Origin of the sequence: Carnobacterium iners, assembly GCF_900177385.1 — a bacterium.
GTDB lineage: Bacteria > Bacillota > Bacilli > Lactobacillales > Carnobacteriaceae > Carnobacterium_A > Carnobacterium_A iners.
Map to the genome: position 1 here is coordinate 1,278,405 of NZ_FXBJ01000002.1, position 14,989 is coordinate 1,293,393.

A 14,989-nucleotide genomic window follows, 5' to 3' on the forward strand; every position below is an offset into this window, starting at 1 on the left:
AAAATAAAGGGGATTAAAAAGTGTTAATAAAAAATGGCTGGCTTTATGATCGAAATAAAAAACAAGATATTTTAATTGAAGAAGGCATCATTACACGGATTGAAGATAGCATTGCATTGGAACAAGTAAAAGGACATCAAGTAGTGGACGCAAAAGGTAAACTGGTATCAACACCATTTATCGAACCACATATTCACTTAGATTCTGTTTTAACTGCTGGAGAGCCACGATGGAATGAAAGTGGAACTTTATTCGAAGGCATCGAAACATGGTCAGAAAGAAAGCAATTTCTTACAATTGAAGATGTGAAAACAAGAGCTCGTAAAGCCTTGAAAATGCAACTAGCTAATGGCATTCAATTTGTCAGAACACATGTAGATATCACTGATCCTTCTTTAACTGCACTAAAAGCATTGATTGAATTACGCGAAGAAATGAAAGACTATGTAACCATTCAACTTGTGGCCTTTCCACAAGAGGGTATTTTATCTTATCCTAATGGACTTGGTTTATTGGAAGAAGCTTTGAAGTTAGGAGCAGACGTTGTTGGGGGTATTCCACATTATGAATTTACGCGCGAATATGGGGTTGAATCAATCAACCAACTATTCGAATTGGCTATAAAATACGATGTACTTATTGATGTTCATTGTGATGAAATTGATGACGAACAATCGCGCTTTTTAGAGGTGCTAGCTACAAGAGCTTACGAATATGGTGTTGGAGATAAAGTTACAGCTAGTCACACAACGGCAATGGGTTCTTACGATGACGCGTATACGTCAAAGTTGTTTCGTATATTGAAACTATCTGGTATTCATTTCGTTTCAAACCCATTGGTTAATATCCATTTACAAGGCCGATTTGATAGTTACCCAAAAAGAAGAGGACTAACAAGGGTAAAAGAATTGCTGGCAGATGGAATGAACGTAGCATTTGGACACGATGATATTTTTGACCCTTGGTATCCTTTAGGAACGGGTAATATGTTACAAGTTCTGCATATGGGGCTGCATGTTGGCCAAATGATGGGGTATGAAGAAATCAATCAGTCACTTCACTTAATTAGTACAAATAGTGCTAAAGTGATGCATGTCCAAGAGCAATACGGGATTGAAATAGGTAAGCCAGGTAATATAATTATTTTAGATGCAGATAGTGGGTATGAAACTGTCAGAAGACAAGCTGTTGTCTTGTATTCTATTCGTAATGGACAGATTATTTCCCAAACAACTCCAGCAATTTCTATTGTAGAAATTGCTGGAAAAGAAGAAATTACTTTTTCAAAATAAAAAGAGAGCAACGTTGTTAATAGAAAATATAAAATAGCTAATCCTTCTTATTCTGATAGATAAGAAGACTACTAAATACTGCTAATAAATGTTTGAAATAAAACCTACAAACTAAAATCAAGAGCGAAAAGACTCTATTTTAGTTTGTAGGTTTTTTAATTGTTTTTTAAAAGGATATCATAGTTAGTCCGATTATTGCTTTCTAGCTAATATAAATGGTAAAATAAAAAGGTAAGACTTTTCTTTGACTAACAGTTAGTCAAGTAGCCAAAGTGAAGTTAGAAAATAAGTTTAGCCAAAAGTGTTTAGAATTCTACATATTTTTTAGTTTATATTATTTTTTTGTAAAAAAAATCTGATGAAAATAAGGAGGAAATAGTATGAATGTTAAACAAATGGTTGGAGAAAAAGCAGCAGAGTATGTTAAAGAAGGCATGACTGTTGGATTAGGAACAGGTTCAACGGCTTATTATTTGGTTGAAGCGCTCGGTAAAAGAGTGAAAGAAGGTCTAAAGATTACAGGAGTAACAACATCTACTCGTACAAAAGAGCAAGCAGAAGCATTAAATATCCCGCTAGCTAACTTAAATGATGTCACAAAGATTGATTTAACGATTGATGGATCAGATGAAGTAAGTGAAAATCATCAAGGGATTAAAGGTGGTGGTGGTGCTTTATTGTTTGAAAAATTAGTAGCCAATGCAAGTGATAAAGTTATTTGGATTGTTGACGATAGTAAAATGGTGAAAACACTTGGTGCATTTCCTTTACCGGTTGAAATTGTGTCTTTTGGATACAAACAACTTTTCAGATTATTTGAATCAAATAATCTACACCCTGAGTTGCGTTTGAATGAGTCAAAAGAAATTTATGTAACAGACGGTGGACATTATATTGTTGATTTACATTTAGGTGCAATAGAAAATCCTCATGAGATGGCTATTTGGTTAGATGGGCTAACAGGAGTAGTTGAACACGGTTTATTTCTAGATATGGTTAATACAGTTATTGTGGGACACGGAAATACTGTAGAAGTGCTAGATATTAGATAAAGAATAAGAATTTGATGATAAATTGCTAATAAAATATCAATAATATATATTATTGAAACCGGTAACACATCAAAGTATGGTAAAATTATACTACAAAATGAATTGAAGGAGACAGACGGATATGCGGATAGTAGACTTGATTGCTAAGAAACAACACGGAAAATCATTAACGACGGAAGAAATTAATTTTATGATAGAAGGATTTACAACTGGTGAGATTCCTGATTATCAAATGAGTGCTATGGCAATGGCAATTTACTTCCAAGGAATGAACGATCATGAACGCAGTGATTTAACAATGAGCATGGTGAATTCAGGAGAAACAATTGATCTGTCTGCTATTCATGGAGTAAAAGTCGATAAGCATTCAACAGGTGGAGTAGGCGATACAACTACGATAGTACTGGCTCCTTTGGTAGCTAGTTTAGGAGTTCCGATTGCTAAGATGAGTGGTCGTGGATTAGGTCATACTGGCGGAACGATTGACAAACTTGAAGCTATCCCAGGATTTACTGTTGAATTAACACAAGAGAAATTTATTGATTTAGTTAATAAAAATAAAGTAGCAGTAGTAGGTCAATCTGGAAATCTAACACCGGCGGATAAAAAATTGTATGCTTTACGCGATGTTACAGGCACTGTGGAATCGATTCCTTTAATTGCTAGCTCAATTATGAGTAAAAAAATAGCTGCTGGAGCAGATGCAATCGTTTTAGATGTAAAAATAGGTGCGGGTGCATTTATGAAGACAGAAGAAGATGCAAGACAATTAGCACATGCTATGGTTAAAATTGGAAATTTAGTTGGACGTCAAACAATGGCTGTTATTTCTGATATGAGCCAACCTTTAGGTAATGCTATTGGAAATGCATTAGAAATAAAAGAAGCTATCGACACACTAGAAGGACATGGTCCAGAAGATTTAGTTGATCTTTGTTTAACATTAGGTAGTCAAATGGTTCATCTAGCTGGAATAGGCAGTAACTTAGCTGAGGCCAGATTACTACTAGAAGAAAACCTAAATAACGGTAAGGCTCTTGAGAAATTTAAAGAATTTGTTGCTTCACAAGGTGGAGATGCTTCGGTTATTGATCATCCCGAACGTCTTCCACAAGCTGCTTATCAGACAGAAGTATTGGCTTCTCGTGATGGTGTTCTTTCTCAAATCAATGCAGATGAAATCGGAATAGCAGCGATGATGCTAGGAGCCGGTAGAGCAAACAAAGAAAGTGTTATTGATTTAGCTGTTGGTTTAATGCTGCGTAAAAAAGTTGGAGATACCGTTAAAAAAGGCGAGTCTCTTGTGACTATTCACAGCAATCAACTAGACGTAACGGCAGTAGAAAATAAAATCCAGGAAAATATCATGATTTCAGAAAAAGCAGAACCTATTCAATTGATTCACGAAGTTATTCTTGATTAATGAGTTTAATTTAATTAAGTTTTAAATAAAAAAATCGATTGCTTGCCCATCACTGTTGGGTTAGAGCAATCGGTCTTTTTTATTCAACAAATAAGTAATGCAGGATAGAAACCATAATTAGGAAAATACCAAGAAACAAAATACTGCTCATAAAGACATGTAAGTAAGCCCAAAATCCTCCGCTTGCTACGATTAAACGAAATGCTGATGAAAATAGATACACTAAAAAATAAAGACAACTAATAAAGAAGATACGTAACAGAAATTTTTTTAGCATTATTTTACCTAACCCTCTTTTTATCATTTAGCTAGTAGACTTAGCATAGCAAAATAGATTTAACAGTACAATACCCTCTTTAAGATAAATAAGCATAAATTGATTTTAATTAAAATTAGATGAGGAAAAGAGAAAGGAATATGCTATACTAGCTGTTACTGTTTTTGTGTTAAGGAGGAAAATAAATGAAAAGAAAAGATTGGCAAGATGGGCTTAAAATTATTTTCCCGGTAATGTTAGGGTATATTCCATTGGGCCTAGCTTGCGGCATGCTTTTGTATGATTCTGGTTTTAGTATTTCAGCTATTTCATTGATGAGTTTCATTGTTTTTGCAGGAGCTGCTCAATTTATGGCTGCTTCAATAGTTGTCATCGGATCAACGGCTCCAACGATTATATTAATGGTTTTCTTTTTGAATATTAGGCACTTATTAATGAGTTCTAGTTTATCTGGTTTTTTCAAAAAAAGCTCTATTCCTTTTATTTTATTATTTGGCCATACGCTAGCAGATGAGGCTTATGCTATTAATTACAACCAGTTTAAAAATCATGAGTGGACACACTACCAAGCGTTAGCCACAAACGTGTTAGCCACAAACGTGTTAGCCTACTTAACTTGGGTTGTTAGTACAACAATTGGGGGATTTATTGGTAGTACATTAACGATTGATATCACGATTATGAATTATGTTTTAATTGCGATGTTTATTGCTTTGTTAATCAATCAGCTTGTTTCTAAATTATTTGTTTTTGTAGGATTAGTAGCGGGTCTTTTATCGGTTGGTTTGATGGAATTATTGCATCATAATATTGCTTTAGTTATTGCAGCAATTCTAGCGTCTCTTTTCGGTTATCTAGTAGATAAGACTAGCGATGAACAAAAGGTAAAGGGGGCTTTACATTAAATGAAATTAAATCCATGGACTTTGATTATTGGCATGGCGATAGTAACGTATTTGCCTAGAATGTTGCCAATGCTTGTGTTGAGTAAACGAACAATTCCTGAAAAACTAGCCAAATGGATGTCGTTTATTCCCGTTTCTATTTTTTCAGCATTGATTTTTTCTGATATTTTTTTCTGGGATGGGAATTTAACTATTGATCCATTAATTAATTTTAAGTTAATCCCATCCATTTTAACAGCAGGAGTAGCTTATTATACTAAAAGCTTATTGTGGTCAATGGTTGTAGGAGTCGCTAGTCTCTCTTTGTTTATTTATTTAAATTGAAAAATTCTACAAGTTATCCTTAAAAGAACCATGCTATAATAAGCTAGAAAAGAGTTTAATGTGGCGCAATTAAAATAGACTTACTGGAGGAAAGATATGCCTAATTTAATGAATCGCGCGACAAAAAAATGCATTGAGTCAAAAGCAGTCCAAACCCATCGTGTATTGCCATCCGATTTGAATCATCACCAAACTTTATTTGGTGGGAATTTAATGAGTTGGATTGATAACACAGCTTCTATTTCAGCGGCTCGTCATTCAAGAGGCATAACGGTGACAGCTTCAATCGATTCACTAGATTTTTTGCACCCCTTACCAAGCAACCATTCTGTTTGTATTGAAAGTTATGTTTCAGGAGTAGGGAAATCCTCTATGGAAGTTTTTTGTAAAATTATGGGAGAAAATTTAATGACTGGAGAACGGTACTTAGCAGCAACGAGTTTTAGTACGTTTGTTTCAATGAAAACTGAATCCAAACAAAGTGTTGTGGTACCTTTAATCGAACCCACAACGAAAGAAGAGAAATTAGTGTGTAGTGGTTATGAAAAGCGCCACGAAAAGCGTCTTTTAAATCGTGAATTCAATGAAAAATTTGCAAATATCATTTCTTATTCAACTGCTTGGGAAGACTAAAATAAAAGTAAATAGAAACGATTAGGAGGAACAATCTTGATATACAAATGCACCGATAACCAGAGGGATTTAGTTCTAGATTTTTTAACAATCGATCCAATAACAAATTTATTTGTCATCGCAGATATAGAAAGACATGGATTTGATTCTTTAGATCAAGATATTTGGGCATACACAAATGATCTTGATGAAATTACAGGAGTATTGTTGAGGTATAGAGATATTGCTATTCCGGTTCATGGAGAAGAATTTTTTGGTTTAGAGACGTTTTTACCTTTATTGCAGAGTTTAGATGAGATTAAAGCAATTAGTGGAGAAAAGAAAGTGATCGATCAGTATATCGACTATTTTCCGGAACTAGAAAAAGCTGAAACCGTTATTTCTGTTTGTGATGAATTACTAGTGCTTCCTCAAAAGATGGATTTTGTACAAACGTTAGAAAAAGCAGATATTCCTGCTTATATCAACTGGCAAAAAGAGTGTTTTGAAACTTTATCAGAAACAGAGAGAGTACTATCAGAACTGATAGAAAACGACGATATTCGCATAAAAATCATTAAAAATGAAAAGAATGAAATTATTTCTTCAGGAAGACTATCAGCGGAGAGTTCAACGGCAGCGATGATTACCCGAATAGGTACAATAGAGTCTGAGGAAGGCAAAGGATATGCTAAAGCTATTGCAGCTTCTCTTACTCAAGACTGTCTAGAGAAAAATAAAAAAGCTTGTCTGTTTTATCATAATCCAGTAGCTGGAAGTATATACCATCAGCTAGGCTTTAAAGATACAAATAAAAATTGGGTGATGTTAAATCCAAAAAAAGAAGAAGAAGATAAAAAAAATATTTTTCAAGAACTGATGAGTTAGTAAAAAAAAGAGGAAGAGGCTAGGACAAAAATGTCCTAGCTTCTTTCCTACGTTTTTAATAATGCATTCAAACTAGTTTGAATGCATTATTTAGCATCTCTACTTTATTTTTACAAGTGTACGTCCTTGCATATTGCCAGCTAAAATTTTAGAAAAAGCTACAGGTAAGTCAGTTAAATTAATTTGTTGATCAATCATATCAGCCAAACCATTAGGCTTCATATCTGTTGCAAGTCTTTGCCATAGTTGTTTTCTTAACTCGGTTGGGCATTCAACAGAGTTTATCCCGATTAATTTTACACCACGCAAGATAAAAGGCAAAACAGTTGTTTCGAACTTTATGCCACCAGCATTTCCGCTTAACGCAATTGCCCCGTTATAGTGCAGTTGAGCTAACAAAGTGCTTAATTGAGGACCTCCAACTGGATCAATAATAGCTGACCAACGCGGTTTAGCTAATGGCTTAGGTTTTGGTAAGTCAATATCAGCGATAGATAAAATAGATTTAGCTCCTAAGCTAGATAAATAATCGGCTGATTGTTCTTTTTTACGAGAGACAGCTTCAACAGAATAACCTAGCTTGTCTAGCATAGCAATAGCCATACTGCCTAAACCACCTGTAGCACCTGTAACTAGTATATTGCCTTGGCTGAGATTGATTCCAGCTGATTCTAACGCTTGAATAGACTGTGCAGCTGTAAAACCAGCTGTTCCGATAATCATCGCTTCTTTTAAACTTAAACCTTCTGGTAATGGAACGACCCATTCACTCGGAACACGAGCATACTGACTATACCCACCGTCGTGTGCCACTCCTAATTGATAGCTTGTAACAATAACAGAATCGCCTTTTTTAACTGTCGGAACAGCGGACTCAACGACGATCCCACTTAAATCGATCCCTAGCGTAAGTGGGTAATTCCTTACAACGCCACTACCTGATGTTGCAGCTAAAGCATCTTTATAATTGACACCTGAGTAGTGAACCTCGATTAAGACTTCTCCTGCAGGTAACTCTTCTTTAGTTATCTGTTGAATAGCAGTGACAAGTGTGTTGTTTTCTTCCTTTGCAATAAAAGCTGAAAAAGACTTCATTAATAAAACCTCATTTCCTTTTAGTTAGATGCTGACATTTCGCCTATTTTTCTGTAGGAATCTTCAAACAAAAAGACGCGATACTAAGAATCCAATTTATATCACGTTTTTTTAATTAGTTTGTTGTCGAACGAACAGCGAAGCGAGTGTAATCAATCCCGCGTGCTAGACACCAATCTTTTACTTCACCAGTAAGAATAAAATCTGTTTGTTGTAAATCGGAAACAGTTTTTTTACCGACTAGTGTCATGATGGATTTTAAATTTTCTTTCCAGTCATTGATTTGGCTAATGGTCTCATCGACACCATCTTTAATCATCATATTTAAAATTAGAGAAGAGATACCTACCGCTTTAGCTCCTAGAGAAAGAGCCTTTACGATATCTAATGGGTGACGAATCCCACCTGAAGCAAGGATATCAGCAGTGGTTAAGAATTCTTGTGCTTCTAGCAAAGAGATAACTGAAGATTGTCCCCAATTTTCTAAATAATCTATTTTATTTGTTTTACGACGGTAGTTTTCAATTTGAGCAAAGTTCGTGCCGCCTTTTCCACTAATATCGATTGTTTTTACGCCAGTAGCCAGAATGGATTCGATTGTTTCTCGGCTCATACCAAAACCCACTTCCTTAGCAATAATAGGAACATCTAATGCAGCGGTGATGGCACTCAATTGTTCAAGCCAATTAGAAAAATCGCGGTCTCCTTCAGGCATAATCAACTCTTGAGGAGCATTGATATGAATTTGCAAAGCGTCAGCCTTCAGCAAATCTACAGCTTTTTTAGCATTTTCAACTGTTTGACCTGTTCCGAGATTAGCAAAGACAAGACCAGCTGGATTAACCTCTCTGATAATCGTAAAGCTATCTTTTACACTTGGATCTTTTAAAGCTGCACTCACTGAACCGGTTGACATAGCGATACCTGTTTCGTGAGCAACAGTAGCGAGCTTTTTATTGATTTTTTTTGTCCAGTCACTGCCACCGGTCATAGCGTTAATGTAAAAAGGGAAATCCAACCGAAATGAAGCAAAAGAGGTTGAAAGATTAACCTCTTCAACAGACATTTGTGGGAAAGAATGATGGACATAATGGAGTGCATCAAAATCAGACTTAGAAGATTCTTGGAAAAAATTCATTGCTAAAGAGACGTGTTCATTTTTCCGGTTATTTGCAGGGTTCATGAAAATCATCCTTTCTTTATATAAGTTATTTATTTGTATAAACGTGTAGAGGCAAATTCGTGATGCCTTCTTTTTCCCAAGCCGTCATTAAAGGCAATAATCCTTCTCTACGATTAAACAAGACAATTCCACAGTCGCCTCCACCAGCACCAGACGATTTTGCTGCACCATGATACTGTTCAGCTACGTTACATAATTGAGTTAAGGCAGGAGTTTCAATAATGACACCCGTATCTTGGCTCATTTTTATTAAAAGCTCACGGTTTTTTCTAATTTGTTGTTGAATCATCTGGATGTCGTTATGCTGAAACCCTTCAATCATTTGGTTCACACATTGCTTGCTGTCTTTTAAAAAGTTGTCATACGCATTTTTATCACGATTTCTTTGATTGGTTACTTCATCAACTAAATCGGAAGTAGAAGCAGGCGAACCTGTCCAGCCAATAACCAAACGCAAATCGCGAGGTGGCGTTAAAGGCTTAATAGAAAGAAGAGGCCAGTCGTTATCAATTAATTCTTTTATAGAATACTGTTCTTTTTTTTGTTGAGAAGCGACCCAATCACGATCAAAAGTAGTAAAGGCTATCCAGCCACCATAAACACTAGCTGCTACATCGCCACAAGACCCGTTACTTTTGACAGACAGATGAGCTAAAGCAGCTAGTTTAAACACTAATTCATCATTAGAATCTAAGTTGTAAAACTGACACAAAGCTTTGATAGTAGCGACAGTAACAGCGGCGCTAGAGCCTAAGCCATACTTTCGACCGTTAGAGCTGTCTAACTCGCTGTCTATTGTTATACTAAAAAAAGCGAGCTCTTTGTTTAGTTCTTTAGCGTATTTTTCTGTAACTGTAATAGCTGCCAAAATATAATGAAAAGGATTTTCTCGTTTATCTAAGACCAGTTGATCATTGTGTCTTCTCCATAAAATAGGTAAATTTCCATATTGGAAGGAAGTAATACTGCCAACATGTTTTGTCTGTTCAAGAGATACCGTAATAAATTGATCAACGGCTACGATAATAGCCGGATGGCCAGGTTCGACCACGGCGTATTCACCCGCAATATAAAGCTTACCAGGTGCTGAGACTTCTATCATTTACTATTTCCTCCTTTGAGATTCAATCGAAATCTCTACTTTGTCAGAACTTTGAGACCTTCACCAGGTTTAGCAATAATTAATTGCTCTGGATTAAATTGTTTTGCAAATCGTGCTTTTATTTTTTCACTATCCGTTAAGCGACAAAGAACTTTGACGTTCGGGCCTGCATCCATTGTAAAATAACACGAAATACCTTCTTGGCGCAATTGTCGGACCAGCTGCATTGCAACGACACTATCTGGTTCCCAATAAGAAAGAGGGGGGTTAGCGCCTAGCATTGTGCCATGCATTTTCATTCCATTGCTTTCAGTTATTTCGCCCATTTTTTGGAAATCTTGTAAGCGAATAGCTTTTTTTATTTCGATTAAATCGTTAGCCGTACTGTCTAGCCAACCGGTGTAAAAAGGTGAGGTTTCTACTGTGTTTTTCATCCCTTCACGACTGGACATTTCTTTTTTACGACTGTTAACAACGACGACAAGCATCCCGATATCCCAATCAGCGTCGTCAATTGGCACAGCGTAAGAATCAGCAGCACAAGTACCCATCTGCCATTCAACAAAGCCACCATAGATACTACGTGTAGCTGATCCAGACCCTCTACGTGCATAGAGAGACAATTCACGTTGAGTTAATTGAAGATGACACGCTAAGTTAGCAGCACCTGCCAAAGCAGCCATTCCAGATGCAGAAGAAGCTAGGCCAGCTGCCGTAGGAACAAAGTTGGTACTTTTAATTAATGCAGGAGAAGAAATGCCGGCAGGTTTTCTAAATAAATTTAGGAAAGTGCTGACTTTTTCTGTAGCTGTTTTATTTTGTAAACGATCATTTAAGTAAAAAGTATCGGATTGAAGAGAGTTATCAAAAGTAACCGAAGTATCCGTATAGAAAGCATCTAACGTTAAAGAAAGACTACTACTCGCTGGTAAGATAAGTGCTTCGTCTCTTTTTCCCCAGTACTTTATCAAAGCAATGTTTGTATGCGCTCGAACTATTTTTTCAGTCATCATACCCGTCCTTTCTCATGTTGTAAAGCCATGTGTGCTGAGCGCCTGCTTCTAGCAAGTCCGTAGCTAGTCGTTTAGCAGCAGTTTCGTTTTTTGCTAAGGCAATCATACAGCCCCCACGTCCGCCGCCGGTTAGTTTCGCACCCAATGCACCTGAGTCTAATGCAGTATCAACAAGGCAATCTAATTCGCGATTACTGACACCTAATGAGCTAAGTAACTTGTGTGCTTGAGTCATATTAGTTCCTAAGGTAATAGCTTGATTTTTTTCGATGGCTAATTTAGTCTTTTTAGCTAATTGACCTAATTGTTTTATCAAATAACCGGTTTGCTTAGGTGCAGATTGATACAACTGCGCAATGTGTTCGACTGCTTCTTTTGTTTGGCCTGTGATACCTGTATCGGCTACGACTAAGTAAGCGGTCATATTAAGTGGAAAGAATTCAAATTCTTGGCCTTTAACATAGTAAAGAGGAGAATTGCTACTGGTCATTGCCGCATCTAAACCGCTCGGATTGCCGTGTGCAATCGTTTCAGAGATATTGGTTAATTCTAACAGAACAGTATTCGATAAAGGTTCATCAAAATAACGAAACAAAGCACGAATAGTTGCTACAGCAACAGCGGCACTAGAGCCCATTCCTCTTTCAGCAGGAATCGTACTGCTAATAGTAATAGTAAAGTTCTCTAAGGGTTTAGCTAAGGTCTTGACGGTTTCTTTAATGACTGTTGCTAAATTTAATAAACGTTTAGGAGCTTGAGATAACGGTCCTTTATAAAAAAAACAATCTAGTATAACCGGTCCAGTCGTTGTTTCAATGACCGTTTCAATCGCAGTAGCAAGAAAGGGAATCGCGATAGCGGGTTCACCGTAAACAACGGAATGTTCGCCTATCAAGATAATTTTTCCGTTTGATATGCCCGTTTTTTTCATAAGAGATCTCCTTTTTCATTCTGTTTTTTTATAAGAGTGTTAATTTTTCAATAATCCAAGGTGCAGCATATAATGTCATAAACTGAATACCATAATTGACACCCATCTTATTTAATGAACCGCAAACAATTCCAATTAATAAGACTCCAAAGATGTTAATCAGTCCTGCATCCATATAAGCTAGCAATAAAATGAAAGAAATAAATAATCCGAGAACAGCTTCATGCGGAATTTTAGTTAATACAAACCGCGAAATGACTTCAGCGTAACGATTAATAACAAAATAAGAAAGGCTGCTCGCGATTAAAGCTCCAACTAAAATAGCCCAAACAAAATCGCTTCTACTCAGTAGATGGTGTAAATTATTATCAACAGTAAAAACAGGTGGGGCATTGAATAAAGCATTTCCTGGTCCAATAGATGTCGGGGACAAAGGAATACCTAAAGCAATTAACGGGATAATGATACCAGATAAGTACGTTGATTGTGCTAAAGCACTCATTACTGTAATGCTTGTAGAAGCTTTTTCAATTAGATCTTTTTTTCTATTTCCAGCAGCTCCACCAATTAAAATAATCAAACCAACCGGACTTAAAACAAAGAAAAAGTTCGCTAGCATAGCGGCAAAAGAAGCAGATTTCACTTCTGATTTTGTTAGAATTTTAAATGGATTTAACGTTTGTTTGCCACTCATTTTATTAGAAAGTGTAATAGATTTTGGCTGATCTGTTAGCATACTTGCTAGACCTTCTTTTGTTAATAGTGAAAACAATGAGATAATTAAAGGTCCAATCGTAATTCCTAAGAAGAAAGACGTCGTAATAGTGGTTTCTCTAGGGACAACTTCCATTCCCCAATAAAGGTAGCGCAAACTTTGAAACAACAGCGCCAAAGGAACAATGCTTAATAAAGCTAGGACTTTATTTTTTCCGATTAAGGATAAAAAGACAGCTCCAATAACAAATAATAGTGGAGCATATGGCTGAATAATTGTACCATAAGGAGCGAGTAAATTAGCCACAATAAGCGAAATAGGAATAGCAATAACGGTACCAATCAATGAACCAGCAGCCATTTTTTTGATTGTGATAGCGGATAGGCCTTTATTTTTCAAAAAAAGAGCGTGCTCAATCATTGGACTAGACATTACGCCGCCCGGTAAACCAACGAGTGCAGTTGGCATCGCATTAGTTAAATTCAGTGTTATGATAGCTGAAATAAAAAAAGTTAAGATAATGATTGGTGGTGCTCCAGCTAGAACAAGTGCAAGTGTGACGGGAAGAAGCACCGATGTTTCATCCGTTCCTGGAATAAAACCAATAAAGGTATACAATAAAAAAGCTGATAAAGAAGCAAAAATCATTTGAGAGAGTAAAAGAATTGTCATTCGTCATTCATTCCTTTTTGAGTAAGAGCTTGCTTATCTTGTTCAGTAATTGCAACGGCATTTGTTATCACGCGCTTTGGTTTAATAACTACACTGGAAACAATAAAACCAATCAAGGCTCCAGCTAATCCAAAGAATAATTGTTTGGTTTTATCGCCAGCAGGAGCTAAGAAAAAAGCACCCATCGTCGAGAAACTTGAAAATGAAATGGCTAAAACTAAACTTCGAATAGCGACAACATCCCCCCAAATTTCAACCAATTTATTTTTGCTTTCTTTCATATTCATCCTCCTATTAATAGCAATACATCTTGCGCCAAAACAATAAAAAAAGAGGATAAGTATTCTATCCTTAACAAACTAATACTACACTAAATAGCGTATTCCTGACTAGTTAAGTTTCTTTAAAGATAACGTACTTAATTAAACGCATTTAAGAGAAGACTACAAAAAAAACAAATTATTTGTTATACTTATACAGAAGTTTATAAGAACATGGAGGGCCGCTGTATGAAAGAATCAGCAACATTTCATATCATCGAACGGGATGAATGGAAAGAATTAAATATAAAGACAGTTGCTCCACTGAGTCATCAAGAATTAGAAGAGTTAACGGGTTTAAATGACCGCATTTCTCTATTAGACGTTGAAGAAGTTTATGTACCTATTATTCAATTATTAGATGTCTATATTCACCAATATGAACATTTGCAAGCAAAAAAGAATGCTTTTTTAGGACAAGAAATTGTTAAAAAACCTTATATTATTGGGATAGCAGGAAGTGTTGCTGTGGGCAAAAGTACGGTTGCGAGGTTATTACAGACGCTCCTTTCTCGTGTTTACAAGGATAAAACTGTTGATATGATCACTACTGATGGCTTTCTTTATCCAAATGAGATTTTACGAAAAGAACAGCTAATAGATCGAAAAGGCTTTCCTGAAAGTTACGATATGGCAAGGTTGATTACTTTTTTAGGAGATGTGAAAAATGGGAAGGAACGAGTCGTTTCTCCGGTTTACTCACATCAAATTTACGATATTATAGAAGATGAATTTCATGTGTTGTACCAACCCGATATCCTAATAGTAGAGGGAATCAATATTCTTCAGTTGCCAACGAATGAGCAAATTTATATTAGTGATTTTTTTGATTTTTCCATCTATGTAGATGCTGAACCAGACCAAATTGAAAAATGGTATTTGGAACGCTTTGGTACATTGTTGGATACAGCCTTTATGGATCCAAGTAACTATTATTATCCCTATGCTCAAGGTGATCGAGCAGACGCATTTTTAATGGCGCGAGGTATTTGGAAAAAAGTTAACTTAAAAAACTTAACGGAGTTTATTATGCCAACCCGAAATCGGGCAGATCTAATTTTGCATAAAAGCGAAAATCATTTTATTGATCGCTTATTGCTTCGAAAGTATTAAAAAAAAAAAAAAAAGCGTTTTCGACATATTGATTTGTCAACTCATACTCGATACAATGAAGCGTAACAGAGA

Annotated in this window: 16 protein-coding genes; 8 read left to right on the top strand and 8 right to left on the bottom strand. The window is 36.0% G+C overall.

The features are described 5' to 3' along the window. The first annotated feature begins 20 nt into the window (after positions 1-20). The 3 genes from codA (at position 21) to B9Y54_RS06265 (ending at position 3,767) form a co-directional block, all read left to right on the top strand. The gene (gene codA, locus B9Y54_RS06255) at positions 21-1,292 is read left to right on the top strand and encodes a cytosine deaminase (protein ID WP_085559466.1); all 1,272 of its coding nucleotides are present in this window, start codon (positions 21-23) and stop codon (positions 1,290-1,292) included. 380 nt (positions 1,293-1,672) lie between these two features. Beyond that, positions 1,673-2,344, top strand: coding sequence for a ribose-5-phosphate isomerase RpiA (rpiA, locus tag B9Y54_RS06260; protein WP_085559467.1), 672 nt, complete (start codon positions 1,673-1,675; stop codon positions 2,342-2,344). Between the two features lie 121 nt (positions 2,345-2,465). Continuing rightward, on the top strand, positions 2,466-3,767 hold the full coding sequence (locus tag B9Y54_RS06265) for a pyrimidine-nucleoside phosphorylase (protein WP_085559468.1): 1,302 nt from the start codon (positions 2,466-2,468) through the stop codon (positions 3,765-3,767). A gap of 79 nt (positions 3,768-3,846) precedes the next feature. On the opposite strand, the gene B9Y54_RS06270 is transcribed toward B9Y54_RS06265, so the two are convergent. Further along, a complete protein-coding gene (locus B9Y54_RS06270) occupies positions 3,847-4,044 on the bottom strand; it encodes a hypothetical protein (RefSeq protein ID WP_085559469.1) in 198 nt (65 codons plus the stop codon). Between the two features lie 185 nt (positions 4,045-4,229). On the opposite strand from B9Y54_RS06270, the gene B9Y54_RS06275 reads away from it, so the two are divergent. From B9Y54_RS06275 to B9Y54_RS06290, 4 genes are all read left to right on the top strand, one after another. After that, complete coding sequence (locus tag B9Y54_RS06275; RefSeq protein ID WP_085559470.1) at positions 4,230-4,949, top strand: AzlC family ABC transporter permease; 720 nt, start codon at positions 4,230-4,232, stop codon at positions 4,947-4,949. Further along, positions 4,950-5,273: an AzlD domain-containing protein gene (locus tag B9Y54_RS06280; protein WP_085559471.1), complete on the top strand. Its 324-nt coding sequence runs from the start codon at positions 4,950-4,952 to the stop codon at positions 5,271-5,273. Positions 5,274-5,369: 96 nt separating this feature from the next. Then, on the top strand, positions 5,370-5,906 hold the full coding sequence (locus tag B9Y54_RS06285) for an acyl-CoA thioesterase (RefSeq protein WP_085559472.1): 537 nt from the start codon (positions 5,370-5,372) through the stop codon (positions 5,904-5,906). A 36-nt stretch (positions 5,907-5,942) separates the two neighbouring features. Continuing rightward, on the top strand, positions 5,943-6,773 hold the full coding sequence (locus B9Y54_RS06290; protein ID WP_085559473.1) for a GNAT family N-acetyltransferase: 831 nt from the start codon (positions 5,943-5,945) through the stop codon (positions 6,771-6,773). 99 nt (positions 6,774-6,872) lie between these two features. Here B9Y54_RS06290 and B9Y54_RS06295 read toward each other — a convergent pair whose 3' ends face one another. The 7 genes from B9Y54_RS06295 to B9Y54_RS06325 form a co-directional block, all read right to left on the bottom strand. After that, positions 6,873-7,868, bottom strand: coding sequence for an oxidoreductase (locus B9Y54_RS06295; protein WP_085559474.1), 996 nt, complete (start codon positions 7,866-7,868; stop codon positions 6,873-6,875). A 115-nt stretch (positions 7,869-7,983) separates the two neighbouring features. Then, positions 7,984-9,051: a type 2 isopentenyl-diphosphate Delta-isomerase gene (gene fni / locus B9Y54_RS06300; RefSeq protein ID WP_085559475.1), complete on the bottom strand. Its 1,068-nt coding sequence runs from the start codon at positions 9,049-9,051 to the stop codon at positions 7,984-7,986. A 25-nt stretch (positions 9,052-9,076) separates the two neighbouring features. Further along, on the bottom strand, positions 9,077-10,153 hold the full coding sequence (locus B9Y54_RS06305; protein WP_085559476.1) for a phosphomevalonate kinase: 1,077 nt from the start codon (positions 10,151-10,153) through the stop codon (positions 9,077-9,079). Between the two features lie 35 nt (positions 10,154-10,188). Beyond that, positions 10,189-11,163, bottom strand: a complete 975-nt coding sequence (gene mvaD / locus B9Y54_RS06310; protein ID WP_085559477.1) for a diphosphomevalonate decarboxylase — start codon at positions 11,161-11,163, stop codon at positions 10,189-10,191. Further along, on the bottom strand, positions 11,156-12,097 hold the full coding sequence (mvk, locus tag B9Y54_RS06315) for a mevalonate kinase (protein ID WP_085559478.1): 942 nt from the start codon (positions 12,095-12,097) through the stop codon (positions 11,156-11,158). The genes mvaD and mvk overlap by 8 nt, the downstream gene beginning before the upstream one ends. A 28-nt stretch (positions 12,098-12,125) precedes the next feature. Continuing rightward, positions 12,126-13,484 (bottom strand): tripartite tricarboxylate transporter permease, encoded by a 1,359-nt coding sequence (locus B9Y54_RS06320; RefSeq protein ID WP_085559479.1) that lies wholly within the window; start codon positions 13,482-13,484, stop codon positions 12,126-12,128. Further along, a complete protein-coding gene (locus B9Y54_RS06325; RefSeq protein WP_085559480.1) occupies positions 13,481-13,765 on the bottom strand; it encodes a hypothetical protein in 285 nt (94 codons plus the stop codon). Before B9Y54_RS06325 ends, B9Y54_RS06320 begins: the two co-directional genes overlap by 4 nt. A gap of 228 nt (positions 13,766-13,993) precedes the next feature. Here B9Y54_RS06325 and coaA point away from each other — a divergent pair, with 228 nt between their 5' ends. Further along, complete coding sequence (gene coaA / locus B9Y54_RS06330) at positions 13,994-14,917, top strand: type I pantothenate kinase (protein WP_085559481.1); 924 nt, start codon at positions 13,994-13,996, stop codon at positions 14,915-14,917. The last annotated feature ends 72 nt before the right edge of the window (positions 14,918-14,989 follow it).

Bases quoted from the DNA above. Each gene is read 5' to 3' on its own strand.
- rpiA (WP_085559467.1), top strand. From the start codon at position 1,673: ATGAATGTTAAACAAATGGTTGGAGAAAAAGCAGCAGAGTATGTTAAA.
- B9Y54_RS06265 (WP_085559468.1), top strand. From the start codon at position 2,466: ATGCGGATAGTAGACTTGATTGCTAAGAAACAACACGGAAAATCATTA.
- B9Y54_RS06270 (WP_085559469.1), bottom strand. From the start codon at position 4,044: ATGCTAAAAAAATTTCTGTTACGTATCTTCTTTATTAGTTGTCTTTAT.
- B9Y54_RS06275 (WP_085559470.1), top strand. From the start codon at position 4,230: ATGAAAAGAAAAGATTGGCAAGATGGGCTTAAAATTATTTTCCCGGTA.
- B9Y54_RS06280 (WP_085559471.1), top strand. From the start codon at position 4,950: ATGAAATTAAATCCATGGACTTTGATTATTGGCATGGCGATAGTAACG.
- B9Y54_RS06285 (WP_085559472.1), top strand. From the start codon at position 5,370: ATGCCTAATTTAATGAATCGCGCGACAAAAAAATGCATTGAGTCAAAA.
- B9Y54_RS06295 (WP_085559474.1), bottom strand. From the start codon at position 7,868: ATGAAGTCTTTTTCAGCTTTTATTGCAAAGGAAGAAAACAACACACTT.
- fni (WP_085559475.1), bottom strand. From the start codon at position 9,051: ATGAACCCTGCAAATAACCGGAAAAATGAACACGTCTCTTTAGCAATG.
- B9Y54_RS06305 (WP_085559476.1), bottom strand. From the start codon at position 10,153: ATGATAGAAGTCTCAGCACCTGGTAAGCTTTATATTGCGGGTGAATAC.
- mvaD (WP_085559477.1), bottom strand. From the start codon at position 11,163: ATGACTGAAAAAATAGTTCGAGCGCATACAAACATTGCTTTGATAAAG.
- mvk (WP_085559478.1), bottom strand. From the start codon at position 12,097: ATGAAAAAAACGGGCATATCAAACGGAAAAATTATCTTGATAGGCGAA.
- B9Y54_RS06320 (WP_085559479.1), bottom strand. From the start codon at position 13,484: ATGACAATTCTTTTACTCTCTCAAATGATTTTTGCTTCTTTATCAGCT.
- B9Y54_RS06325 (WP_085559480.1), bottom strand. From the start codon at position 13,765: ATGAAAGAAAGCAAAAATAAATTGGTTGAAATTTGGGGGGATGTTGTC.
- coaA (WP_085559481.1), top strand. From the start codon at position 13,994: ATGAAAGAATCAGCAACATTTCATATCATCGAACGGGATGAATGGAAA.